The organism is Paenibacillus sinensis, assembly GCF_019904155.1.
In the GTDB taxonomy this organism is placed as follows: Bacteria; Bacillota; Bacilli; order Paenibacillales; family Paenibacillaceae; genus Paenibacillus_AQ; species Paenibacillus_AQ sinensis.
The window spans coordinates 98,673-125,183 of the sequence record NZ_JAHCMB010000051.1 but is presented as its reverse complement, the minus strand read 5'-3'; the positions used below and the strand labels follow the sequence as shown (position 1 = coordinate 125,183).

Annotated in this window: 18 protein-coding genes; 11 read left to right on the top strand and 7 right to left on the bottom strand. The window is 51.4% G+C overall.

All coding sequences use genetic code 11. From position 1 onward, the window contains the following. Nucleotides 1–30 precede the first annotated feature (30 nt). Together serC and trmL are read left to right on the top strand one after the other, a co-directional pair. Entirely contained in the window at nt 31–1,122 is a 1,092-nt protein-coding gene (gene serC / locus KIH86_RS07285; protein WP_235775304.1) for a 3-phosphoserine/phosphohydroxythreonine transaminase, read from the top strand. A 234-nt stretch (nt 1,123–1,356) separates the two neighbouring features. Next, nucleotides 1,357–1,821, top strand: coding sequence for a tRNA (uridine(34)/cytosine(34)/5-carboxymethylaminomethyluridine(34)-2'-O)-methyltransferase TrmL (trmL, locus tag KIH86_RS07280; protein ID WP_223084992.1), 465 nt, complete (start codon nt 1,357–1,359; stop codon nt 1,819–1,821). 120 nt (nt 1,822–1,941) lie between these two features. On the opposite strand, the gene KIH86_RS07275 is transcribed toward trmL, so the two are convergent. Beyond that, complete coding sequence (locus tag KIH86_RS07275; protein WP_223084989.1) at nt 1,942–2,913, bottom strand: aldo/keto reductase family protein; 972 nt, start codon at nt 2,911–2,913, stop codon at nt 1,942–1,944. A gap of 100 nt (nt 2,914–3,013) precedes the next feature. Here KIH86_RS07275 and KIH86_RS07270 point away from each other — a divergent pair, with 100 nt between their 5' ends. Both KIH86_RS07270 and KIH86_RS07265 read left to right on the top strand, forming a co-directional pair. Beyond that, nucleotides 3,014–3,391 (top strand): MerR family transcriptional regulator, encoded by a 378-nt coding sequence (locus tag KIH86_RS07270; RefSeq protein ID WP_223084987.1) that lies wholly within the window; start codon nt 3,014–3,016, stop codon nt 3,389–3,391. A 149-nt stretch (nt 3,392–3,540) separates the two neighbouring features. Beyond that, nucleotides 3,541–3,795 carry an AbrB/MazE/SpoVT family DNA-binding domain-containing protein gene (locus KIH86_RS07265; RefSeq protein ID WP_223084986.1) on the top strand — a complete coding sequence of 85 codons (255 nt, stop codon included), beginning with the start codon at nt 3,541–3,543 and terminating at the stop codon, nt 3,793–3,795. Between the two features lie 254 nt (nt 3,796–4,049). Here KIH86_RS07265 and KIH86_RS07260 read toward each other — a convergent pair whose 3' ends face one another. After that, nucleotides 4,050–5,114, bottom strand: a complete 1,065-nt coding sequence (locus KIH86_RS07260) for a phosphodiester glycosidase family protein (RefSeq protein WP_223084984.1) — start codon at nt 5,112–5,114, stop codon at nt 4,050–4,052. After that, nucleotides 5,111–5,518, bottom strand: a complete 408-nt coding sequence (locus KIH86_RS07255; protein WP_223084983.1) for a hypothetical protein — start codon at nt 5,516–5,518, stop codon at nt 5,111–5,113. Before KIH86_RS07255 ends, KIH86_RS07260 begins: the two co-directional genes overlap by 4 nt. A 282-nt stretch (nt 5,519–5,800) precedes the next feature. On the opposite strand from KIH86_RS07255, the gene KIH86_RS07250 reads away from it, so the two are divergent. After that, on the top strand, nt 5,801–6,457 hold the full coding sequence (locus tag KIH86_RS07250) for a response regulator transcription factor (protein WP_223084980.1): 657 nt from the start codon (nt 5,801–5,803) through the stop codon (nt 6,455–6,457). Nucleotides 6,458–6,530: 73 nt separating this feature from the next. Further along, on the top strand, nt 6,531–7,748 hold the full coding sequence (locus tag KIH86_RS07245; protein WP_223084978.1) for an aminotransferase-like domain-containing protein: 1,218 nt from the start codon (nt 6,531–6,533) through the stop codon (nt 7,746–7,748). A gap of 257 nt (nt 7,749–8,005) precedes the next feature. On the opposite strand, the gene KIH86_RS07240 is transcribed toward KIH86_RS07245, so the two are convergent. Continuing rightward, the gene (locus KIH86_RS07240) at nt 8,006–8,926 is read right to left on the bottom strand and encodes a DUF2161 family putative PD-(D/E)XK-type phosphodiesterase (RefSeq protein ID WP_223084977.1); all 921 of its coding nucleotides are present in this window, start codon (nt 8,924–8,926) and stop codon (nt 8,006–8,008) included. A 243-nt stretch (nt 8,927–9,169) separates the two neighbouring features. On the opposite strand from KIH86_RS07240, the gene KIH86_RS07235 reads away from it, so the two are divergent. The 3 genes from KIH86_RS07235 (at nt 9,170) to KIH86_RS29805 (ending at nt 18,932) form a co-directional block, all read left to right on the top strand. After that, a complete protein-coding gene (locus KIH86_RS07235; protein ID WP_223084976.1) occupies nt 9,170–11,065 on the top strand; it encodes a PrkA family serine protein kinase in 1,896 nt (631 codons plus the stop codon). Between the two features lie 407 nt (nt 11,066–11,472). Next, nucleotides 11,473–13,863: an LTA synthase family protein gene (locus KIH86_RS07230; RefSeq protein WP_223084974.1), complete on the top strand. Its 2,391-nt coding sequence runs from the start codon at nt 11,473–11,475 to the stop codon at nt 13,861–13,863. Between the two features lie 335 nt (nt 13,864–14,198). Then, nucleotides 14,199–18,932 carry an S-layer homology domain-containing protein gene (locus KIH86_RS29805; RefSeq protein WP_223110355.1) on the top strand — a complete coding sequence of 1,578 codons (4,734 nt, stop codon included), beginning with the start codon at nt 14,199–14,201 and terminating at the stop codon, nt 18,930–18,932. Between the two features lie 52 nt (nt 18,933–18,984). On the opposite strand, the gene KIH86_RS07220 is transcribed toward KIH86_RS29805, so the two are convergent. Then, nucleotides 18,985–20,385 carry a SpoVR family protein gene (locus KIH86_RS07220; protein ID WP_223084970.1) on the bottom strand — a complete coding sequence of 467 codons (1,401 nt, stop codon included), beginning with the start codon at nt 20,383–20,385 and terminating at the stop codon, nt 18,985–18,987. Between the two features lie 328 nt (nt 20,386–20,713). Further along, nucleotides 20,714–22,066, bottom strand: coding sequence for an MATE family efflux transporter (locus KIH86_RS07215; RefSeq protein WP_223084962.1), 1,353 nt, complete (start codon nt 22,064–22,066; stop codon nt 20,714–20,716). 133 nt (nt 22,067–22,199) lie between these two features. Between KIH86_RS07215 and KIH86_RS07210 the strand changes: the two genes are divergently transcribed. Then, nucleotides 22,200–22,880: a TetR/AcrR family transcriptional regulator gene (locus KIH86_RS07210; RefSeq protein ID WP_223084959.1), complete on the top strand. Its 681-nt coding sequence runs from the start codon at nt 22,200–22,202 to the stop codon at nt 22,878–22,880. Nucleotides 22,881–23,459: 579 nt separating this feature from the next. Beyond that, nucleotides 23,460–25,058 (top strand): ATP-binding protein, encoded by a 1,599-nt coding sequence (locus tag KIH86_RS07205; protein ID WP_223084958.1) that lies wholly within the window; start codon nt 23,460–23,462, stop codon nt 25,056–25,058. A 67-nt stretch (nt 25,059–25,125) separates the two neighbouring features. On the opposite strand, the gene KIH86_RS07200 is transcribed toward KIH86_RS07205, so the two are convergent. After that, nucleotides 25,126–26,511, bottom strand: a 1,386-nt coding sequence (locus KIH86_RS07200; RefSeq protein WP_223110353.1) for an MDR family MFS transporter, incomplete at its 5' end; no start/stop codon positions are given.

Here is a 26,511-nt window from a genome sequence, read left to right as displayed (position 1 = left end):
CGATAATGAAAGATGAGAAAGGGTGGGAGTATTTTGAGCAAGAGAGCATACAATTTCAACGCAGGTCCTGCAGCCTTGCCTCTTGAAGTTCTGGAGCGCGCACAGGCGGAATTTGTAGATTTCCGGGAAACGGGCATGTCTATTATGGAGATGTCGCACCGTGGAGCCGTATATGAATCCGTGCACAACGAAGCACAGGAACGCCTGCTATCTCTGCTGGGCAATCCTACTGGATATAAAGTGCTGTTCATTCAAGGCGGCGCAACGACTCAGTTCGCAATGGTTCCGCTCAACCTTCTCTCTGAAGGCAAGGTCGGCAGCTATGTGCTGACCGGAAGCTGGGCCGACAAAGCGTTCAAGGAAGCAAAAATCGCTGGCGGCGCACATGTTGCGGCTACTTCCGAGGATAAGAAATTCCTGGCTATCCCGGACCTGGCTTCGATCAAGCCTGCCGACAATGCCGCTTATCTTCATGTCACTTCCAACGAGACGATTGAAGGCACACAGTATCAGGAGTTCCCTGACACCGGATCTCTGCCGCTGATCGCCGATATGTCGAGCGATATTCTGAGCCGTTCCTTCGACGTCAGCAAGTTCGGTCTGATCTATGCAGGCGCACAGAAGAACCTGGGACCGTCGGGCGTAACTGTGGTACTTGCGAAGGAAGAGCTGATTGCCGAATCTCCTTCCAACATCCCGACCATCCTGCGTTACAGCACGCATTACAAGAACAACTCTCTGTACAATACTCCGCCATCCTATTCGATCTATATGGTTAACCAGGTTCTGAAATGGATTGAAGAACAGGGCGGTCTTCAAGGCATCGAAACGAAGAACCGCGACAAAGCTGGCCTTCTGTACAACGCCATCGACGGCAGCGGCGGATTCTACCGCGGCGTAGCAGAGCTGGGCAGCCGCTCCATCATGAACGTTACGTTCCGGATGGAGTCCGAAGAACTGGAGAAGAAGTTCGTCAAGGCTTCGGAGCAGGAAGGCTTCGTAGGTCTCAAGGGACACCGCAGTGTTGGAGGGCTTCGCGCTTCCATCTACAACGCCGTTCCTTACGAGAGCATCAAGGCGCTGACAGATTTCATGGCCCATTTCCAGAAGACGCAAGGCTAAGTACAGCGAAGCTAGGCTAAACGTTATTAAGCTGACCTCACGGTTAACGGCCTGACGCCTTAACATTTGTTAAGAAGCATGGGCTGTTGATTAGCGTGGAGCTAGCAATAAATGCTATACTTTTAATAGAGACCTTCCGTCTTCTGCGGAAGGTCTTCTTAAGCAATTGGACCCTGCACGGAATATCACATTAATTAGCTGTGCGTCAGCATTGATTTTGGAGGAGAGTTTGGCATGGCACTTCACATTGTACTTGTAGAACCCGAGATCCCGGCCAATACAGGCAATATTTCCCGCACCTGCGCGGCAACCGGCATTCATCTGCATCTGGTGCGGCCGCTCGGCTTCCGGACCGATGATGCGACCTTGAAGCGGGCAGGGCTTGATTACTGGCATGCCGTTCATATCGAATATCATGACTCTTTTGCCGAGGTACAGGACATGTATCCGGAGGGACGGTTCTTCTATGCGACTACCAAAGCGGAGAAACGGTATACGGATTACGAGTTCCGGGACGGCGACTTCTTCGTCTTTGGCAAGGAAACGAAGGGACTTCCGGAGAGCATTCTGAAGCCGGGCTGGGAGACGACGATGCGGATGCCGATGACCGGTGATGTCCGGTCGCTGAACCTCTCCAATTCGGCAGCCATTATCGCCTATGAAGCGCTTCGTCAGCTCGGTTTTCCGGGTTTGAATTAGGGCTTGTGCAGATTAAGACCGATTGCTTAGGCAGTCGGTCTTTTTTGCTGTATTTTTTACTAGAGATACAAGTTCCAGTGGCCGCCTTATCTCCCTCCGATGGGCTAGTATGGATGAACTTTATCTCATTGGTGCAAAGGCGCTGACCACAGATAAAATGTCTTCAGTCCGTGCTAGAACTTCGTCTGTTAACTCGATTTCGATCGCTTTGATGTTTTCTTCGATTTGGGAGGGCCGGCTGGAGCCAATAATTGCCGAGCTTACACTTGACTGACGCAGTACCCATGCCAGTGCGAACTGAGATAATGTAACCCCAAGCTCCGATGCCAGCTCTTCAAGTTTGACGGTGCAATGGAGCACATCCTCCCGCAAATAACTGTTAATGACGCCATTCGTATTGTCATTAGCCGCCCTGCTGTTTTGCGGAACTGCTGAGCCTGGCTTATACTTGCCGGTCAGCACACCTTGCGCAAGCGGTGAGAAGACCACTAACCCTAGCCCGTTCGATTCGCACTGGCTGATTACGTTTTCTTTTTCAATGTAGCGTTCGAACATATTGTAAATCGGCTGATTGGAGATTAGAGGCCGTAAATTCAGACTTTTGCCGATTGAAGCTGCATCCGCTATTTGCTCTGCATTCCACTCGCTAACCCCTGCATACAGGATTTTGCCTTGGGCCGTAAGATCATCAAGCGCGCGAAGCGTTTCTTCAACCGGTGTTTCATTGTCAAAACGATGGCATTGGTATAAGTCGATGTAATCCGTTCCCAAACGCTTCAGGCTGGTATCACATTGCTCCATAATATGTTTACGGGACAAGCCGCGTTCATTCGGCCCTTGGCCTTGAGGGAAGAAGACCTTCGTTGCCAGCACATAGCTGCTGCGGGGATACGCATGCAATGCGCTGCCGACTACTTTCTCCGCTCCGTAGTAAGAGTTAGATGTGTCGAAGAAATTGATCCCCAGATCATATGCTTTATGAATGCAAGCCACCGCCGTTTCCTCTGCTGTTGCCGATCCATATGTCAGCCAGCTGCCCAGGCCGATCTCGCTCACCTTCAGTCCGCTTTTGCCAAGCCGTCTGTATTTCATTTTGCTTCACTCCTTCTAATATTGTTGTTCAATATCAGAATAGGGGGTAAACTTAACTTTAGGTCAAGGGTAGGTGGTTTTTTCCAGGAAGGAGATTTCTGTGGAGTACTTAATCAAACAAGTTTCGGAGCGTTTGCACTTGCCTATTTCAACGCTGCGCTATTACGACAAAGAGGGGCTGATGCCTTTACTAAAAAGGAGCGAACACGGTACCCGCAAATATTCAGAAATGGATATAAGCTGGCTGGAATTGGTCTGTTGTCTTAAAAGCAGTGGAATGCCGATAGATGAAATAAAGGAATTCATGATGCTGTGCCTGAACGGTTCATCTACTTGTGAGCAGCGGAGGGAATTGCTTGAACAGCATAAGGAGAATATTGAGCAGAAAATGGATGATCTTAACCGCAGTCTTGATATGATTAATTATAAGCTGGCGCATTACAATGAGATCGGCATTTTTCATATCGATACCCACTAAGGGCAAGGCATACGTGAAGAAAACATGCTTAGTAAAAAAATTTTTTGTGTTTATCAGCAGGATTCGACATATGAGCATCGAATATTCAACATATTGGAAAAATTTCGATATTCCATATTTAACAGTTGAATAGGAGAGGTGTAGGTTAGATGAAGCCCGCTGGCGTAGTGCGTAAAGTGGATCAACTCGGTAGAATTGTTCTGCCTAAATCCCTTCGCAAAAGGTACCAAATGAACGAGGGAGATCCGGTAGAGATTCTGGTCCAGGGCGACCATATTATTCTGGAGCGTTATCGGCCGAAGTGTGTATTCTGCGGATCGATGGAAGAAGTAAGCGAGTACAAGGAGCGTTATATTTGCGGACAGTGTATGGGTGAAATGACTCAGCTGCAAAGACACGCTTAAATCATAAGGACTCCGTAAACATCAAGTCAGACCAACGAGAGGCCGGCAACGGCTACGGAATGTATCACAACAAGCGCCGCTTGCGGCGCTTTTTTGCTGTCTTCATAGAAGGATTGTCTGCCGCCCAAGCAAGAATATGCTGTCATTAAGGGACAATTGTCTTAATTCCAAATGCACATTTCGTCCGCAGCCATCATATAAAAAGCTTCCCACCATGGTTGGCAGGAAGCCGGGCTATAACGTCCTATATTCTATTACTTAAAAAACAGGAAGCTGGTCGGCACTGATCTCAGGACGCCGTCCGATGGCTTGTTTACGACCCTGCCTTTGAAAATAAGCGAGGTGGAGCCGCCCCCATCCAGGTTGTATGCGTTGATCACACCCATCTTGAACAGCTTGTCCTGAATTTCATCCAGGGTTGCACCCGAGCTGCCGTTCTCATTGTACCCTTCAGCTACAATAATCAGCAGTTGGTCATCCTTGTAGCTGCCGATCGCGGTACGCGGAGCGCGTCTGGGTGCAGTCTGCCACTTGGCGGGAATCGCCGTCTTGTAACCGTCCTGGAGAAGAACCGGAACAAAGGAGGCGCCAAATCGCGGATTCAGTGCATCCAGCTGCTGCCGGCTGTTGAATTTACCGCCGATCAGCTTGCCCTCCTGGTTAAGGCCAACGAAGCTTAAATCCTTGTAGCTGGCTTCAAATCCCGTTAAATACTTGCCATCCACAATCGTCGTGCTGAGCGGATAACGCTTGCCGTCCTGGTCCGCGAATCCGCCGGCATTAATGCCGGCTACCGCCCCGTATCGGCTGACCGCCTGAAGCGTTGTCTCCGAGCTGCCAAGCCCCTTCAGCGGGAGGCTCATCGTCATTGCTGACTGGTCCTTCAGCTTCACTTTCATTGCATAGCCTGTATAGTCGCCGGGATTTAGCCGGTATAATTCAATGGTAATCCGGCTGCTGTCGATTACATCGTAAGGAAATCCCAGCCTCGATGAGATGCGGCGGTTATAAATCTGCTCCGGACGCGCCGCCTGCGTTCTTGCCTGATCGACCAGAGTGCCCATCGTTGACGTCGTCTGTCTGTAGAGCTTGGCGGTCGCACTGATCGCATGGGTGGTGGAAGAGGCGGACGTCTTCGCCAGCTCCAGATCGCGTCCAATAGCGTCAGTTGTCTGAAGCGGTCCCGGATCGGGCAGAAACTTCTGTGTCTCCAGGTCCAGCGTTAGGGAGGGACGATACAGAAGCAGGCACAGCAAAAGCCCTAGAAACGGGGCCGTGGCTAGCATGAAGAAACGATTGACTCTTTTGACCGGTGTCATTTCAGCAGATCCATCTCTTTCTGAAGAGCGTCAAGCTGCTTGCGGACCTCGTTAAGCTGGGTATACAGCTTGTTGCTGTTGTCTGTCTTATTATTCGCATTGTCTTTGGTAAAAGTCAGGAGCTCGTTGAAGGACTGGACCTGGCCCTGCAGCTCGGTGACTTCCTTGGACAGCGCAGAGAGCTTCTGCTCGTAATCGGACCTTAGCGCGGCCATCTGCTGCTGGCTCTGTGCCGTCAGCTGGGCGACCATCCGGTCCTTCAAATGATTCGAATAGCTGTACGCCCCATAACCGCCGGCCACGATGACAATCAGCCAGAACAATAAAAACCATTTGACGGGGGATCCGTTACGAGTCGCGGCACGGGAAGGATACGTGTCCTGCGATTTCACGGACGGCTGCATGTTAGAATCACCTCTAAGCTTTAATATGAGTCCCTATTCTACCAGAATTGCTTCAATTTCGCAAAAGATAGAGGAAGAATCAGGAAAAAAATAATTGCATCTTTTGAAAAAATTGCGTTACAATTTCACTAGATTCCAATGTGCATATTAACATGCATCTAGGTAAATAGTCGGATTTGCCTGTAAGCTTGTTGAACGGGATGCGGCCATAACCGTGGTCGTGCTCCCGATAAGGCTCGAAACCCGGAATTCATTACATAGTAGCAGGGGGATTGGATTGGAATGAGTAAGGTATGGCAGGTAGTGATTATGGGCTGTCATCCCACGAGTATGCTGGGAACGAAGCTTATTTTGGAGGAAACTGGAGATTTGAACGTCATTGCTACATGCGCAGACTGGGAACAGGGGGCTGAGATCATCCGGGAAGAACGGCCGGAGCTGGTCCTGCTCGATTATTCCGTATCGGGAGATCTGATCAATGCGATTCTGCCGGGACTGAAGAAGGATACGCCCACCGCACATTTTGTCGTGATGACGGATACCAAAGGAAAGGAACTTCTGCAGCCGTTGTTGAAGATGGGCGCCAGCGGCATGATCTCCAAGGAGGCGTCTCCGAGCCAGCTGTTGCAGCTGATCGCAGGACTTCGGGAGGGATTTCTCTCCATGCCGTTCGACTGGCTGGAGGCCGAGTTGTGGCCCATTCAGGCGCCTGAGGATCAGGATGCGCTCTTCAAGCTGACGTCTACCGAGAGATTTATCATGGACCGGATCGTTCAAGGTGTGACCTATGATAAAATTGCTTCGGAGATCGAAGTCAGCCGCCGCTCCATTGACAATTATCTGCGCAAGATTTATGTTAAACTCGAAGTTTCAACCCGGGCACAAGCGATTGAGAAATATGCGCTGTATTCGCACCGGGGCAGACCCGTATACGCATAGCATCCGGCAAGGCGACCCTTCGGCGGCTTGTCTTCCGGATGAGCATTCCGAAAGAATGAAGGGGGAACGCCGAATGAAATACGACTTTTCGGCCAGGGCGCATACGCTCATGTCGTCTCCGCTTCTCAGTATCCGCACCCAGACGCGTAGAGGTTCCTTGATTTCACTGGCCGAAGAGCTGCCGGCGGAGGAGTTGTTCCCGCTGTCGCTTCTGGCCGAGGCGGCGTCCACAGTCATCTCGGAGGACGCCCAGGCGCTGCAATACGGTGATCCGGAGGGGTACGGACCGCTCAGGGATTGGCTTGCTGGAGAATGGCTGAAGAAGCAGGGGGTGCATGTCCCTCTGGACGGCGTGCTGCTGACTACAGGAAGCCAGCAGGCAGTGGATCTCCTGTCCCGGGTGTATATTGATCCCGGAGACCGGGTTCTGGTGGAGAATCCGACATCTCCCGGCATTCTGCAGGCGCTGCGGATGCAGGGAGCGGAAATTGTGCCGGTCAAGAGCGACCGTGACGGGATGCTCCCCGAGGATCTCCGTCTTCAGTTGGAGCAGCATCGCCCCAAGGCGCTGTTCGCCGCTCCAAGCTTCTCCAATCCGAGCGGCATCTTGTGGAGTGTGGAACGCAGAAGAGCGGTGCTTGCGCTGTGCACGGCACATGAGGTTCTGATCGTGGAGGATGACTCCTACGGAGATCTGTCCTTCCGGCGGAGTAATGGCAAGAGTGAGCGTTACCCTTCTCTCTACGCGCTGGAAGACGCAGAAGATGACGGACATGTGCTCTATATCGGCTCCTTCAGCAAGACGGTTGCTCCGGCTCTGCGAACTGGCTGGGCGGCGGGGAACCGGGAGCTGATCAAGGTGATGGCGGCTGCCAAAGGAATGGCGGATTGGCAGTCAAGCTCCTTGAATCAGCGTCTGCTCTATCATCTGCTCCATGCGACGACCTTCAGTCTGCGCGAGCATATCGAACTGCTGAACCGCGAATACGATACCAGGCTTAAGCTGATGATCGAGCTGCTCAAGCGCGCGGCATGGAACGGCTGTGCCTATGATGCGCCATCCGGCGGCATGTTCCTCTGGGTTTCGCTGCCGGACGGTCTGGACAGCGAGATTCTGCTGAAGAACGCTCTGCGCAAGGGCGTTGCTTTTCTGCCGGGGACGCTGTGCAGTGCTGACGGAAGCGGCAGCCGGTATGTCAGGCTGAACTTCAGCCATCCCGGACGCGACGAGCTGCTGCTTGGCATGAATTTGATGGGGGAAGCGATCAAGGACTTCACCGCACGCTCCTGAATAACCGGCATGAATGCTAAAGTTAATCGAAAGCCTGTCCTGCTCCGGAACTTTAACCAAAAGCCCCGTTCTCTGAAGAAATTTTGGAGAACGGGGCTTTTGGTTACAGGAGGATACCATTACATACGGAAAGTTGCGATTATGTGGTTTAAGCGAAAAAGGCATGATCGGCCCTGATTCCATGGGCGCTGATGATTTCGAAGTTAACTCCATTAGCGGAGCCGGAGTTCAGTTCGATGGCTATGCCCCATTCGGCATTAGCTCTCCCCGTCGCGCTCCCGGTCGGCCAGGGACTGCGAGACGGATACAGCGGCGTACTGAAGCAACGCGGCCTGTCCCGCCGCTGTGAGACAATAGCGCCCGCGGGCCACACGGCTGAACCAGCCGTAATAGTTGGCCTGCAGGATGGCGGCCGCCGCGGGCACGCCGCTGCGCCGGCGCAGCTCCGCCGGCGTCACGCCCTCCGGGGCCGGCTTCGCCGCGGCCCCGGCCCTCCCGGCACCGGTGCCCGGGATGCCGGCAAGGACCGCGGCGGGCGCGGCTGCGCGCGCCCGCCCTGTGGCGGAGGCCGGGCTTCGGCCTCCGCTTTGCCTTGCCGCAGCCGCTTCACCGGCTGCGGCTGCCGCCAGGGCGGCCTCGCGCTCGGCCGCCTCCAGCGCCGCCGCGACGCGCAGCGCCTTCTCGCGGTAGGCGGTGACGAGCTTCACCCGGGTGCTGCCCCCGGTGTTGTAGTCGCCGCTGCGTTCGCGGAACTCATAGAGCAGCCGCTCCTGACGCCGTCCGCTGCGCCGTCTTGCGGGGCTCGCCGGCTCCTCGGGCTCCGCCAGCACCTCGACCAGCGGGGCCTTCGTCTTGTAGAAGACGACGGTGACCAGCCCGAGCCCGAGGCGGCGGCACAGCTCCGTCAGCTCGCCCCAGCGCTGGCTGGCGGAACCCTTCTTCTCCCGGCAGCGTTCCACCGCCAAATACACGACCGGACTGAGCTTCAGCCGCTCCACGCCCTGCAGCAGCAAGGGGAGATTGAAGGATTTCTTCATCTCCACGATAAGCGGCGGCTCCCCGGGTTCCCGGACTCCGACGAGGTCGCAGGAACGGACCTCGCCCTTCACCTGGTAGCCTTGATTTTCGAAGTGTTTTTTTAAGGGAGCATACAATTCGGTTTCGCTTTTGATCGCCATAGCCTGTCTCCTTATAAACGGACTTTCGCCGAATCTCTATTATATCACATCAAAAATGAGGTCAATATTCCGGGTGATCCGCATACCTATGTATTATACTTTTCGAATGGCTGCAGCTGCCAAGGGCAGGCGGGTCTCGGAAGGGACGGCGGAGGAGTCGGATATGGCGGTAAGCCCGGACCCTACCCGGGTTCGGCGGTCATCACGCGGGTACAAGAGCGCAAGGTGAGGAGGCAGCGAGCAATGGACATTTTTGAACGTATAGCATCGTATCGGGCAGAGAATGAACGTTTGGCATGGAGCGGAACCTTCAAGGAATATATCGAACTGTTGAGAAAAGACCCCACTCCCGCCAAAACGGCTCACGCCAGGGTGTATGACATGATCAAATCGCATGGGGTGGAGGATAACGGCGGCCGCAAGCGGTACAAATTTTTTGAACAGGAAATATTCGGCCTGGATCGGGCCGTTGAGAAGCTGGTGGAGGAGTATTTCCACTCGGCGGCCCGGCGGCTTGATGTGCGTAAACGGATATTGCTGCTGATGGGACCTGTCAGCGGCGGCAAGTCGACGCTGGTTACGATGCTGAAACGGGGGCTGGAGCAGTATTCGCGAACGTTACAGGGAGCGGTATACGCCATCGAAGGCTGCCCCATGCACGAGGAGCCGCTACATCTGATTCCGAATGAGCTCCGTCCGGAGATCGAGCGGGAGCTTGGGGTGCGGATCGAGGGCAATCTGTGCCCGTCCTGCCAGATGCGGCTGAAGAATGAGTATGCCGGCGATATCGAGAAGATGCGGGTCGTCCGGGTGCTGCTGTCGGAGGAAGAGCGGGTCGGCATCGGCACTTTCAGCCCATCCGATCCGAAATCCCAGGATATTGCGGACCTGACCGGCAGCATCGACTTCTCGACGATCACCGAATACGGTTCGGAATCCGATCCGCGGGCTTATCGGTTCGACGGCGAGCTGAACAAGGCCAATCGGGGGCTTATGGAGTTCCAGGAAATGCTGAAATGCGATGAGAAGTTTCTGTGGAACCTGCTGTCGCTGACGCAGGAGGGAAACTTCAAAGCAGGACGTTTCGCGCTTATAAGCGCCGACGAGCTGATTGTCGCCCATACGAACGAAACGGAGTATAAAGCCTTCATTTCGAATAAGAAGAACGAAGCGCTCCAGTCCCGGATGATCGTTATGCCGGTTCCTTACAATTTGAAGGTGTCCGAGGAGGAGAAGATTTACGCCAAGCTGATCGCGCAGAGCGATATGAAGCATGTGCACATCGCGCCTCACGCGCTGCGGGCCGCAGCGATCTTCTCCGTCCTGACGAGACTCCGGGAGAGCAAGAAGCAGGGCATGGATCTCATCAAGAAGCTGCGCATGTATGACGGCGAAGAGGTGGAGGGCTACAAGGAAGCCGACCTCAAGGAAATGCAGAATGAATACCTGGACGAAGGCATGTCCGGCATCGATCCGCGCTATGTCATCAACCGGATCTCCAGCGCCCTCATCAAGGGCGATCTGGAGTGCATGAACGCGCTCGATGTGCTGCGCGCGATCAAAGACGGGCTCGACCAGCATCCTTCCATCACGAAGGAGGAGCGGGAGCGGTATCTCAACTTCATCTCCATCGCCCGGAAGGAATACGACACGCTGGCGAAGAACGAGGTGCAGAAGGCTTTTGTCTATTCGTTCGAGGAATCCGCCAAGACGCTGTTCGAGAACTATCTCGACAACATCGAAGCGTTCTGCAACTGGACGAAGATCCGCGATCCGCTCACCGACGAGGAGATGGAGCCGGATGAGCGCCTGATGCGTTCCATCGAGGAGCAGATCGGGATTTCGGAAAATGCAAAGAAGGCGTTCCGGGAAGAAATTCTGATCCGGATTTCCGCCTATTCACGTAAAGGCAAGAAGTTTGAATACAGCAATCATGAACGTCTGCGGGAAGCGATCGAGAAGAAGCTGTTCGCCGACCTCAAGGATATCGTCAAAATTACGACTTCGTCCAAGACGCCGGATGAAAGCCAGCTTAAGCGGATTAACGAAGTATCCCGGCGGCTGATCGAGGAGCATAATTACTGCCCGATTTGCGCCAACGAGCTGCTTCGGTATGTAGGCAGCTTGCTGAACCGCTAGGAAGACCGCCAGGAAGAGAGCGGGGCACTCTTTCGTATTGGCGGGAAGCACGAAAATAGAGAGCATATCCATCCGGCCAGGCAGAGGGCCGGGTGGATGTGAGGCCGCTGCGCAGCAGCGGTCTTTTTTGCATGCGCAGATTTCAGGCTTGGCTTGGACAGATGAGGAACGGATGCAGAGTGGGAAGAGAGTGAGTTGGGCAGGTAAGCAAGAGAGCAAGCGAGCAAGCGGGGAAGAGCGAAAGCAAGGTGAGAAGGGGGGCAGTCGAGAGGGCAAAAATCAGTATTTGTAAATCCGGTGTCAAGAAATCGCTCCCATATGAACGCAGGAATGACGTTTTTTTACATACTACTCGATCTAATTTCATTATATAATGGAAGATATGTTCGATTGACGGGAGCGAGATTATGAAAAAGCTGCTTTATACTCTGCCTTCATTGATATTTATCTTCGGTTTGGCTTACGGACGCATTCTCCTGTATGGACAAAAGGACCTGGAGATTTCCTTCTCGGCGCTGGCCGGACCGACCTTGCGAGACATCGGCATCGGCATCGTCATTGTTCTCCTGCTGTATGCCCTTTCGAAAGCCAGTCTAATCGCGGCGTTTGTCCTGGCGGCCGTGCTGGCCGTATTCCACCTGGCTAATGTCGAGTACATATACGCGCTGGACCATGTGGTGAATCTGAAAGACATTACGATGGCGTCGGATACGGAGTTTCTGACCGGCACGCTGTTCCATATCAGCTTTCCGGTGTATTCGTTGATCGTGGCAGCTTCGCTGCTGGGATCGGTCTTTTTTCTCCGCAAAATCCGGATATTTCCGCTTCCGAAACGAAGATATGGCCTGATCGCGGCAGCCGGTCTGCTGATCGTCTATGTCGTTATTGCGATCAACTCCACCGGGGACTGGAAGAGCGGCACCTTCGTATCGGCCTCCATCAGCAATTCGGTCGCGCTGCTGACGTTCAACGCCGACGATTTGACGGATTACCCGCCTGACATCGAAGAGAAGATCAATACGACGCAGCAACTCAAGGACGGCGAATACCTGCTGAATAACCATACCGGCAAGAAAAACATTCTGATGGTCGTCATGGAAGGCATACCCGGGGCATACTCCCCCGCCAACCAGGACTATCTGCAGCTGCCGAATGATATCAAGCTGACCAGCCTGGACAAGATCAAGGACCACAGCCTGATCCTGCCGAATTATATCACACATAACAACCAGACGATCCGGGGCATGTACTCGCTTATCAGCGGGGATTACGACAAGATGGACGCCTCGACCCCCAAGGCGTATGAATATTTGCAGAAGGATTCGAATTACCGGGAAGAACTGCTGCCAAAGCTGCTGAAGAATAGAGGCTACAACACCGCTTTTATTCAGGCGGCTCCGCTGGAGTACATGTCCAAGGGCGATTTTATGACGGCGGCGGGCTTTGACACGATTATCGGGGGAGAGAGCTTCAAGGACCCTTATATTCCTTTCGGCTGGGGACCGGATGACAAGAGCTTTTTCGAGCAGTCGCGGCAATATATCAATGAGCTGAACAGCAAAGGCGAGCCGTGGTTCGCCACCATGCTGACGGTCGGCACACATCATCCTTACGCCGTTACGGACGCTTACGCAGAGAAGTATCCGAGCCGCAAGGCGGCGGCTGTTGCGTATCTGGATGAGGCGCTGTCCGATTTCATCGAGTATATCGACAATTCGAGCTTCGGCAAGGATACGCTTGTGCTGTTTGTGTCGGATGAATCGCATGGTGTGAACAACCAGACGTACGGCTCGAACTGGGGCATCTTTGCGGCCTATTCGCCGGACATCGATGGCCAGATTATCAATGACGGCGTGTACGGGCAGAAGGATGTTCTGCTGTCGCTGCTGGATTACGCCGACCCGGATCTGGACGCCTATACGGTGGGCCGCAGTGTATTCCGCAAATACACGGAGGATTCACCCATTCTCTTCGCCTCCCACTATAATGGCGATGTGTTCTATTCCACGAAGAAAGGGACCGTCTACCAGGTGGACAACAGCGGTCAGCTGTACAGCCTGACCTCAAGCAACGGCGAGCTGTTCAGTACGGATTACGACCGGACTTCGCTGAAGGACGACGAGCTCAAGAAGAAGATTCTGACCTATAAGAACTATGTGGACAAGTCATCGGCCAACGACCAGCGGATTGTGGTCACGAAGGATAAAGACATTCCGCTCAAGCTGAACAGCGAGACGGTTGTAACGGACGGCCAGTTCGTGACGGTGCCGGCTGAGTCCTACGTCGATATCACGGTCGATTATGACGCATCCTCCATGTCGGCGGATGACTGGATGATTCTGCGGTTCGCGGATTACAGCGGCCACAGCAGCTCCCGCATCATCGACAAGGCAAGCAGCAGCGGCACGATGACCTTCCGGTTCTACAATGAAAAAGTGAGCTACGGCTACGCCTTCAACCTGAAGACGGATTTCCGTTCCAAAGCCGTCTCATCCTTCGGCAAGTCGGTCAAGTTCAACAGCATCACGATCTCGTTCTCCAAAACGCTGCCGGAGGCGAGCCCGACGCCGAGTGCGTTTGGGCTTCCGGCTACATTGAATCCCTCCCAGGCGACGGGGGTGGGAACTTCGGCAGGGGCGGGGGCTGCCTCAGCTCTGCCGGGAATCGCAGGCTCGGCATCGCCGGCAGTGACGCCAACTGCATCACCAACTGCATCGCCTGCACCGTCTTCCTCGGCCGGAGCTGCTTCGGCGGACCGGGTGAACACGATTGTCGATCTTGATGCGGAGAATAAGTAGCTGCTAGAGGATGGCGGACGGATTAAATGCAGCATCATAAAGCTCTACAGACCCAAAGGCGCAGTTCAAGGCCCCTTGGGTCTTTTTTCGTATTTAGGTATGATAAACGCCCTTCCAGCAACATGAAATATTCACAAACTCTCGACAATAAGTGACAAGTAACCCTAATAATTCATGGTATTATTTTCTAAACATATTCTGGCTTCTATAACGATTCTTTCAATTATAGTCAGTAGGTTATGTCGATCGCACTAATACATTGGGGGTAAAGTTGAAGTATGGGGAGTAGAAGGAGACGTGTTAATCGGATTTGGGTGCTGCTGCTGATTTTTTGTATGGTGTTTACGTCCTACAGCAACGTTTTTGCAGCCGGAAGCTCGGATATTGCAGGGAACTGGGCCGAACAACAAATCAAGAAGTGGATGGATAATGGATACATATCCGGTTATCAGAACGGAGAATTCAAACCGAATAATCAGATTACAAGGGCTGAATTGGTTGTTCTCATAAACAAGTCGTTCGGGTTTACCGGGCAGAAGGAAGTCCGGTTTAGCGATGTAACCCAGAAAGACTGGTTCTACCCGGAAATTGTAAAGGCGAGCGCAGCAGGATACATATCCGGTTACTCGGACGGAACTTTTGGACCCAACAAGAAAGTAACCCGTGAGGAATTTGCCGTTATTCTTAGCAATTTGCTCAAACTGTCCGCCTCTGAATCGGGATCAAAATTCGCCGATGCAAAGGATATTTCCAGTTGGAGTAGAGGGGCGGTTGGAGCCGCTTACGATAGCGGATTGATAAAAGGGTATTCAGACCATACGTTTCATCCCAAATCGGCGGCTACCCGCGCGGAAACTGTTGTAATCCTGGACAGAGCGTTGGAGCTTAAAGGCGACAGCAGCGTTGCATACAATACGGCAGGCGTATATGGACCGGAATCCGGAACCGTAACCGTCAAGCAGAACGTCGAAATCCATGCGCCCAATGTGACCCTCCAGAACACAGTAATTGAAGGGAATCTGACCTTTGGCAAAGAAATTGCCGATGGGGACGCTTTTCTCAAAAATGTGATCGTGACGGGTTCAACCACCGTTTTGGGCGGCGGCGCACACAGCGTTCATTTACAAAACTCCAAATTGGGACAAGTTGCAGTCAATAAGATGGATGGGAATATACGGGTTGTAATCGATGGCGCCACCGCGATACAAGATCTCCAAATTCTATCTCCGGCCCTAATCGAATCCGCTCAGGGAGCGGCCATTCAGACCCTGACTATTGCCAATGAAGCAGGGGGAAGTCAGTTCATCAATAATGGAACAATCGGAGCCTTGGTCATCAATGCGAGTGTGCAAGTGTCCGGCAGCGGCAGGATTGATAATGCCATTATTAACGCCGCCGGAATCTCCTTCGACCAGCCTCCTGCTCATATGGAACTCGGAAAGGATGTACCTTCGAATACAGTGGTCAAGATTGGCGGGAAGGACACTACGGTGAATCCGGCATCGGCTTCTCCGGCGGCTGCCGTTTCGGGCGGCGGAGGAGGAGGCGGTGGTGGTGGTGGAGTACCTGTAATCCCGTCGCCAGCACCGACGGCGTTGCCGTCACCAACACCGGTGTCATCACCGGCGCCAACACCAACGGCTACAACTGACACAACCGAAACACATAATGTGGAAGGAACCATTCACTACTCGGATGGAGCGGAAGTCAAGGATGGAGTTCTTCATTTGAGCAATGAGAGTGGAGCCAATTTTGATTTTCAGGTGCTGAACGGGAAATTTAGTTATGATCTGTCTGCCGGCAAGTATATGTTTAGCAGTCTTGAGGATTTGACCAGCAAGGAGAGTATTTCGTTCTATGGTTCGTTTCTCGTTGAAAGCGGCCAGCCGGCCCGGTTGACGTTGACCGTTCCGCAGAAATACGATGGCAGGATTGCGTACAAGGATGGAACAAGCGTTGACGATGGCTGGGTTCAAGTGCGAAGTGGAAATTTAAGCAAGAATTATAATGTTCCGGTCCATGACGGACATTTCAACGCCTATTTGCCCGGCGGCTCCTATTTCTTGCTGGGCCTTCATCTCGATACCGGTGAATACATCGATGTTAATTATAGTTTCTCTGCATTAAACGGGAAGACTATCCCTGCTTCGCTTCAAATTGTTCTGCCCGACAAGTATGAGGGCACGCTGCACAATGAAGACGGGAGCATCATTAGCGACGGTTATGTCTCCATTTCCAGCTTATCCGGCTTATATTCTTACTTCCCGCTCGTGAAGAACGGCAAATTTACGGTTTATCTGCCTGATGATTCATACCGTGTCCGTAGTTATTACAATTCGGTCAGCGGGGAGAGTATTTCGTTCAATTATGTTTTCAAGGCATCGGGTGGTCAAATGAACCCCAACCCGCTGAACGTTACAATTCCCCGCAGCAATGTGTCCGGTAAGGTCACCAACGAAGACGGGAGTGTTGTATCCGCAGGCACGCTGAATATTCTATATGCCGATAATTCGAATTATGTAGCCACTGTCAAGAACGGTGATTTTAATCTGTATCTGCCGGATGGACCCTATCGGGTCACCAGCTACTACAATTCGGAGACGGGATTATCCACCTATCTGTCTGAGATATTTCACGTCAACAACGGAGTACCGGATCATACTCTTAACATAACTCTGCGAACCAGTAATGTAGCGGGAACGATCGGCTATGAAGATGGTTCATTTATTGCCTATGGCAGTATTTCCGTGAGTGGAAAGATTTCAGACGGTTCAATCGGTATTTACTCTGTCAATGTAAAAGACGGCCGGTTCAGTGTTTACTTGCCGGACGGGACCTATAGAGCGGATTCCCTGTATAACTTCTACAAACATGAAAATATGCAACTGTCTTATGATTTTACCGTAACGGGGGGGATTAGCAGCCCCAATCCGGTGAACATTGTTCTGAAGGCCCGCAATGTTCATGGAATCGTTGTTAACGAGGATGGGATGCTGGCAGACAGTGGGGTCTTGACGGTGCGTTCCAAAGCGAACGATGCTTCTTATTTTCTCCAAGTTAATGATGGGGAGTTTAGACAATACTTGCCGGATGGGGAGTATGAAGTGAATACCTATTCCGATCAGCAAGCCCAAGAGAGCACAGAACTGTCCGGTTCGTTCTCGGTAGTTGACGGGAAGGCCACCCCGGACCCGCTCAAAATCGTTGTCAATAGTAAGAATGTACTTGGAACAATTGCCTATGAAGACGGCACTCCGGCGACCGATGGGTCTATTTCAATTCGGAGAACAGATTCCGCCCATTCGAATTATTATCCCAAGGTCGTGAATGGACAGTTCAGTCTGTACCTGCCGGATGGCGAGTACGAAGTGTACGAGTTCAAGGCAAGTAAATATTTGGATTCACGCCAATTTGTGTATAGCATATCGGTAAAGGGCGGCATTTCGGCTCCGAACCCGATTAAGATCAATCTTAAATCCAATAACGTATCAGGTTCCCTGGTTTTTGCAGACGGGACAATACCTGGAGGCGGGGAGGTATGGATCAAATCGATTAATGCGGATCCGGCCAGCATCAAGCAGTATTATGTTGAAATCAAGAACGGCACATTTAATCTGTTTTTACCCGATGGTCAATACACACTGTTCCAGTATTACGATTTGAATCAGAGTATCTGGCTTTCCCATAGTTTTTCGGTAATTGACGGGAAGTCTACTCCAAGCCTGTTGAAGATGGTCATAACCAAAGTATCGGGCGAGGTGGCTTACGAAGACGGCACACCGATAAGCAGTGGAAGTATATATATTCGAACTGCAAATAATGATGGAAGTTATAGCTTCTACAATGCTGACGTGAAGGATGGTCAATTCAAACTCAATCTGCCGGATGGAAGACATGAGGTATATCGGATTTACAACGCGGACCAGTATGAAACGACCGACGTGTCGTATGCCTTTACTATTATGGACGGAAAGATGGCACCGGATTCGCTCAGACTTGTTCTTCAGAATAAGAATGTTATCGGCACGGTAACCAGGGAAGACGGGACGGCAGTGAGAAGCGGAGGTCTGTCTATCCGGAGCACCAGTTCGAACTCCTTAATCTATAGTCCCAAAGTGATCAACGGAAAGTTTCGATTGAATCTGCCGGATGGAAATTACCAAGTATTCAGTTACTATGATCATGACACACAGGAGACCGCTCAGCTGTGGAATACGTTCTCGGTAGTAAATGGAAAGTTTGATCCCAGTCCATTGAACATCACGATTAAAAACAAGAATGTGGCGGGTTCTGTAGCTTATGAGGATGGGACAGCAGCAGTCAATGGATCAATGGTAGTACGCAGCACAGCGACGGGTTCAACTTATTTTAATATTCAAGTCGGCAGCGGTCAGTTCAGTCTGTATTTACCTGACGGAGAATATAAGATCAGCAGATATTTGAATTCAGCTACCAATGAGTCCGCTCCGATATCCTATGTATTCTCGGTCGTTAACGGACAATCCGTTCCGGCATCACTAAACGTAAAGATTATGAGCAAGAATCTGGTCGGTACAGTGGCATATGAGAATGGAAATGCGGTGGGTAACGGAACGCTTGCCATTCGAGGTACAGTTGCCAATTCGACCTATGCTTACTTTAGCGCCGAAGTGAGGAACGGCCAATTTAGTGCCTATATTCCTGATGGGATCTTTGAAGCATATAGTTGCACGGTTAACAGTGATGATTTTGGTTCCATTCCAATTTCATATGTGTTCTCGGTAATTGACGGCATAATGGTGCCGGCTCCGTTAGATATTAAGATAAGGAACAACAATATTGTCGGTACAGTGGCGTTGGCAGATGGAACGGCAGCCAGGTACGGGCGTGTCATCATTCGGGATACAACCAGAGGCTTATTCTATATGCTGCGGGTAACCGATGGCCGGATTGACTCGTACCTGCCAGAAGGTACTTACGAAGTGACGACCTACATGAATGAAGAGATATTTGTGAACACTCCACTATCGTATGTCTTCTCCGTAATTAACGGGGTATCCAGTCCTGCTGTATTGAACATTGTGATATAAAAAAGGGTGTGGAAAATCCTATGAGACAGAGGTCTCATAGGATTTTTTGGCATCACAGAAACTTTCTCAGCACCTTTTTGCCATCATAGGAGAACAGCGCCTTTTTGTCTTCCACCACGGTTTCCAGATGGACAGTCCTGCCCCATAGCGTGCAGATATGCGGGAGCGTGCGCTCCAGATACTTCAAATCCAGCTCGATCCCCTCATAATGATGGGCGATATACAGTTCTCCGTTACGCTCATAGTCGCCGTCCTGAACGACTAGATAAGGGGAACCGCCGTTGATGCGGGCCTGGACCAGCTGGTCCCGGACATTCTCCCAGGCTTTGTCGGTGATTTTCCATTCCGGGCCTTTCTTCTCAAAGACGTAGAGGTCGAGATCCTCGACCAGCTCTTTGGTCATATAGCTGCGGATGAAGGAAATATCCGAATCCAGCTCCCGGACCTCGAACAGCTTCTCGCGATCCCAGCGGCGCTCGATGTCCTCGAGAATTTTGAGGCCGAGATAATAAGGATTCAGGCTCTGGCGGGAAGGCTGGACCACTGCGGAGTTCAGTTTCGCGAACTCGATCGTCTCCTCGGAAGTAAGATCAAGCTCGCGCATAATGCGCTGATGCCAGTAGGATGCCCAGCCTTCGTTCATGATCTTCGTTTCCATCTGCGGCCAGAAATAGAGCATCTCGTCACGCAGCATCGTCATGATGTCGCGCTGCCAGTCTGCGAGGCAGTTGGAATACTGCTGGATGAACCAGACGACATCCTTCTCCGGCTCGGGGGGAAAAGCTTTGAAGCTACCTTGCAGCGGCGCCTGCTCCGGCTTGGCGGTCGAATCCTGCTGGCTGATCCTCCAGAGATCGTCGTAAGGTCCGGGCTTCTGCTCATTGCGCTTCTTCCCGCTCTGCTCGTTCTGACGCTCCCGTTCATAGTAGCTCTTGACCGGCCGGGCTTGCTGGATCAGGCTGGGATCGATATGCTCCTGGATGGACAGCACTGCGTCGATGAAATTCTCCACCGTCTCGGTCCCATAACTGACGGAATATTCGGCAATCCGGTCGGCCGTGGCCGACATACTCTCGACCATGTCGCGGTTCGTCTGGGAGAAGCGGGCGTTGTTCTTGAAGAAATCACAGTGGGCGAGCACGTGAGCGACGATCAGTTTGTTCTGGACGAGCGAATTACCATCGAGCAGAAAGGCGTAGCACGGATTGGAGTTAATCACCAACTCGTAAATTTTGCTGAGACCGAAATCATACTGGGATTTCATTTTATGAAAGGTCTTCCCGAAGCTCCAGTGGCCGAAGCGCGTCGGCATGCCGTACGCGCCGAAGGTGTAAATAATGTCGGCGGGGCAAATTTCGTAACGCATGGGGTAGAAATCGAGGCCGAATCCTTTGGCAATCTCGGTGATCTCGGCTATCGCCCGTTCGAGCGCCTGTATTTCATCGCTGGGCATGCACCCATCTCCTTTCCACCTGTGCCTTAAGCGGCTTACCAGATGTATATGCTGGAGACGGGGGGATTTTGCTTAGCCGGGACCGATTCCAATTAAAAACCGGCGATCAGCCTGTTACGGTGATTGCCGGTTATTCTGTGTCTGGGTCGATACCCCAGAAGATATAATGAGAAAGCTCTGTATTCGCGAAATAACAAGCATCGAAGTAAACTTCATGCGAGTTGAGATAACACATCATCGTCCCTGAAGATAATGGATGTCATTCGCTGTTACTGCTTATCAGTAAAACCAGCTGCAAGGTGTTCCTTGCGTGCTATAAGCTTCTTTCCTACTGCACCAAACTCTCCAAATCCGGCTGCAATTTAGTCCGCAGAGCGTACAGCATGATGGCTCCAACAAGGAATGAAACGGCCTCCGCAATGACGAGCGACCAGACCACCCCGTGGAAGCCATTCATTCGATTGGCAATATACAACACGGGAATCAGAGTGATTCCTTGAATAATTGACATGATGAATGCGGCGGTTCCCTGCGCAGTTGCCTGGAAGATTCCCGTGAACAGCGCGGTTATTCCCGAGATGAATAAGGATAGGAACGTCACATGCAGAATATAGCTGCCCATTTCAATCAATTGCGGGTCATTCGTAAATAAACCAATTAGCTGGTCGGAAGTCAGATAGACGATGATGCCGAACACGACTGCTAACGCGGCAATCGTTTTGATCGTGAATCCGATGGTATGCTTCATTCGTAATTTGTTCGCTGTAAAAGAAAAGGCGATCAACGGCACGACACCCTCGCACAAGCCCATCAGAATAAATTCAGGGAATTGCATTAAACGTGATGAAACACCGTAAGCCGCTACGGCCTGATCTCCATACTCGACAAGAAAATAGTTAAAGACGAGTGACATTGCACCCATGAAGATACTCATAACAAAGACGGGAACTCCGATCTTGAATACATTGCTCAGAATGTCTCTGGTAACCTTGAACCATCTAAAGGAGACAGTCAGGAATGGACTCTTATATCCCATATGGAAAATATAGAATACACTCGCAACCAGGTTGGAAATGACCGTAGCAGAAGCAACGCCGATCACGCCCCAATGGAAGACGAAGATGACTAATGCATCGAGAATAATGTTCACGACAACACTGAGAATCATACCAGACATCGACGCAATTGCCGCACCCTCCGAGCGCACGATATTCTCCAGCGTGAAGCATAATACGACGAATGGTGAACCAATGAGCATAACGGTGACATAATCTTTTGTAAAACCGAAGGATTCGGGCGTTGCCCCCAGGCCATGAACGATCGGATTGATCAACGGGAGGCCGACAGCCATCACAATAAGACCAATAATTAAGCTGCTGTAAAAGGCAAAGGAAGACACATGCTTGACATCATCATTTCTCTTCTCGCCCATCAAACGGGAGATGAATGTACCGCTGCCCATGCCAATCAAGTTGCCTAGCGCCATAATGACCGCGAATAACGGCAAGGTCAGTGCAAGTGCGGTTAATATAACCGTGCTGCCCAGTGTACCAAGGAAATAGGCGTTCAAGATTGAGTATATGACACTCATTGACATGCCCAGCATCATCGGGACAGCGAAGTGAGCTACGGCTTTTGCGACCGGCGCTTGTTCAAAATAATGGAGGTTTTCTGCATCCATGTGGGTCACCACTTTCTTAATAAATATGATTGTCTAACAGTGTTAGGTTGAACCTTACAGTGTTAGATGATATCATGAACCTATTGACCTGTAAAGCATAAACTTACACTGTTAGATAAAAGGGCGGATATCGATGAAAAAGCAGCAGCCTCAGATTTCGGAGGACAGGATACTGGAGACCTCTTGGGAGCTTCTGGGGGAGGATGACATCGAGAAATTCAGCATGAGGCGATTGGCTGACCGGCTCGGAATTCAGGCTCCCTCTCTGTACTGGTATTTCAAGAGCAAACAGAAACTCTACTACCGTCTGGCCAACCATGTATCTAAAGTTATCATGGAGGAGTTCCACTCTGAGGGGGATTGGAAGGAGCAACTGACGGGGCTTGCGGTAACGGTACGTAGCGTACTCAGCCGCTATCCCTGCTCCACGCAGCTCATGATGCTGACGCTGCCTCACGAACCGGATCTTATCCGGTTCACCAACCGTATGCTGCTCTGCGTGGAATCAACGCCACTTAAGGAGGAACAAAAACTTCAAGCGGTTCTAACGCTTGTGAACTACGTCTTCTTCTTCGTATTGGACGATTATCAGCATCAGCGCAATGTCTCCGCTATTATTAAGGAGCAGGGGGTGCTTTCGGAAGGTGAGATGGACCGCCTTCTGGATTCCATGAGCGAGACTGAAGCAGGACTGTTCCGGAGGCTGTTCAAGAGCGGGTTGTTCGATCTGATGGGGACCGACGGGGCTTTTGAGTTCGGAGTGAATTTGATCCTATTGGGGATTGAGCAGGTGATAAAGGAGCAGGAGAAGTAGAATGTAAAAAACGCTCATCCGGGTTTCAGATGGGCGGTTTCTACCACATTTTTATCCTAAAAGCTCCGCTCCAACTGCTTTGTGGAAACGGGCCTTATTTCCATTTCAATGAAAAAGCTCTCCATAAACGATAACATATCGTTCGTGGAGAGCTTGTTTGCATGAGCACCGCTTACAGAATATCGCAATCCGGCTATGGTTCGTTAACCCAGGCTTACCAGATATAATCACCCCGGTTCCTTAAGCTCTATCCCATTTGTAGGATCACTCGACTAAGGATAGCGCTCTCTCCATCACAAGCAGGAATTTGTTCCTGCGACCGATTAGCTTGAACCGGATGAACGAATTGCCGGCCATACAGGACCAAGCGAGGATTTCGCATACAAAGATGGGCCTTCCTTCCCATTAAATAGCCAAAATAATCGGATAAATAATTCAGGAGTTTTTGATATAATAAGCTTAAATTCTACTGGTATTCTACATATAATGACGATTTTCGCCTTTTGGAGGGGACCATGAATAAGGCCGGTACAAGTCGATCGGAGGCGAAGGGAGTTACCTTAGAAAGGAAGTTGGACCGTGGACAAGGACACAGATGATCTCTTAAAACGGTTAATCGCCGAAGATAGCGCCTACAAAGCATTATTCGAAATCGACCCCGCTTGTATTTTCGTATTGAATCTTCAAGGCCACTGCGTGGGTGCCAACGCAGCAGCAATGAGACTGGAAGAATCCCTACCCGAACAGATTTCCGAGTATTGGGAGCGTGCGCTCCTGTTCGGCAGCCGCAACGAAGCTTCCGACTCTTTCGAGCAAGCCTGCGAAGGACAGACATCCTCCGTGAAGATCAAGTACATTCAGAGAATCGGCAACGTCGCTTCCGTTGAGGTAACCTATCTTCCGATCCGTCATGACGAAGAGGTCGTGGGTGTGTTCGCCGTAGCCCGCAATACTGCCACGGACGCAGGTGATGAGCCTGAGAAGCCGGCAAGCCTTTCCGCCGCAGATCAGGGCCTCCGGACTACCGGATTCCAGGATCAGACCGGGCTGATTCTGAACTCCGTTACAGAGGGGGTCTTCGGACTGGACCGGGACGGCAAGGTTCTCTTCGTCAATAAGACAGCTCTGCTTATGCTCGGCTATGAGAGTGATGAATTGATCGGCCTGGACAGTCTCAATCACATCCATCACACGCGTCCTGACGGTTCCAGATACTGTCCGAAGGAATGTCCGATCCGTCAGACGATTGGGGACGGTATCTCGCGCGGGATGAGCGAGGAGATCTTTTGGAGGAAGGACGGAACGAGCTTCTGGGTCAATTACCGGGTCTCGCCGATTATGGAGTTCGGCCAGCTCGAAGGCGTGGTTGTTGCTTTCAGCGATATTACGAACGAGCGGGAGACCATGCGGGCCAAGGAGTCGGCGGAGCAGGCTTCACGCGCGAAATCGGATTTTCTGGCGATGATCAGCCATGAGATCCGGACGCCAATGAATGGCATGATCGGGATGACCGATCTGCTGCTTGACAGCGAGCTGGATGAGGACCAGCGGACCTATGCGGAAATTCTCCGGAGCAGCAGCTATAGTCTGCTGACCATTCTGAACGACATCCTGGATTTCAGCAAAATCGAAGCCGGCAAGCTGCCGCTTGAGCCCGAACAATTCGAACTTCGAACCATGATCGAAAGCGTGATTGATCTGTTCATGCCCAAGGCAGAGGAGAAGGGGCTGGCGCTGCGCTGGTGGGCAGACACCAGTGTCCCTGAGATGGTTACATCCGATCCAAGCCGGCTGCGGCAAATCATCGTGAACCTGGTGGGGAACGCGCTGAAATTCACCGAGCATGGAAGCATAACGTTGTCGGTCAAAAATATCCTGCTGCCCCATTCTCCGAATTATCTGCTGGAGTTTTCGGTCCGGGATACCGGAGTCGGCATTGCGGAGGACAAGCTTGGACTGCTGTTCCAGTCCTTCTCGCAGCTTCATCCGACGATTAATCGCAAATACGGAGGGACCGGGCTCGGTCTCGCCATCTGCAAGCAGCTTGTGGAGCTTATGGGCGGAACGATCTTTGTGGAGAGCGAAGAGAACCGCGGCTCCATCTTCCGGTTCATGCTTCCCTTCGTAAAGGAAGAGGCGGAGGTTGGCGCGGAAGTCGAAATTGCAGAAAGCTATTAATACATCGAATTGGCGTATGATCCCAGAAATGAGATCATACGCCTTTCTTTTTAAAACTCTAAAAAGATCAGTTTCCTTGCTGCTTCGGAGTAACCTTTGAGGCCATCTTATTGGTTAAGAATAAAGAAGGAACGATCATGACAACAATGAGAATACTCGCTGTTAAGAAGCCGGATTGATACGCAGATGTCAATTGGGCAACATCCGGAGCTGCATGATTAATCTGGCTTGCGACAATAGTTGCCAATACGGCTGAGCCGAAGGCGCCGCCGATGTTTTGAATAATCCGGGTAGCGATACTGGCCTGCGGGATTTGCATTTTAGCCAAACCAGTATAGGCATCACTCATTAATGGGAGCGTTACGCCACCAACGCCGATACCGCGAATTAGGAGTATAGCGGCGATGGTCCAATAGTTCGTGCTTTGATCGACCCAAATAAAAGGAATCGTCCCGGCTAGTGAAACGGCAATCGAAATAATGACAACAATCTTGGCACCAATTCGGTCAATCATTCTTCCAATTAGAGGTCTTGCAATCAGCATCCCTACTCCCTGTGGAATTAAGGATAAGGCAGCTACAATGATGGAGTCGTTACGAACATTCTGGAAAAAAAGCGGCAGCAGCAGCATTGGACCATTCGTACCAATCCCGGCAAGAAACAAGCCGCAAAAGGACCCGCTAAAGCTTCTATGTCTAAATAAATTCAAGGGTACAACTACATTCTTTTTATTTTTAACAGCATAAATCGCATAAATGATCGTCAATAAGGCACCAACAAGGATAAACGATATCGTTCTCGTATTATTAAAACCCGCTCTGTGCGCGGCTTCAGTGATCCCATAGATCAGACTGACGGAAATGGCCCCGAGAATCAGGATTCCGAACCAGTCAAGTCTTGCTTGTTGATTGGCAGGCGGGAAGCTGGGCAGCTTGGTGTTTATAAAGTATAACGAGATGAATACAACCGGAACATTGACGAAGAAAATCCAATGCCAGGAAAGATAATCTACGAGCACTCCGCCAATTACGGGTCCAACGATTGGTCCAAGAACTATGGGCAGGCCTACGATAGACATTAATCGGCCGACTTTTTCTTGCTCGGATACTTGCATTAATAACGTTGTTAACAGCGGAATAATCAAACCTGCGCCAAAGCCCTGAATCACACGGAAAACAACCATACTAGATAAATTCCAGGATAGTCCCGAGGTAATCGAACCCATGAGAAAAACGATTTGTGCGGCGATATACACCTTTTTACCATCAAATCGCTGAATGAGCCATCCAGAAAAGGGAACGGCTATTCCTGTAGCTAATACATAGCCTGTTACGATCCATTGAATGTTATCGAGTGAGGCATGGAATGCCATGGAAAAATCATTCAGTGCTATGTTCACCATCGTTCCATCCAGCATGGGGGCAATCGCTCCAAGTACGAGTACCAATGCAAT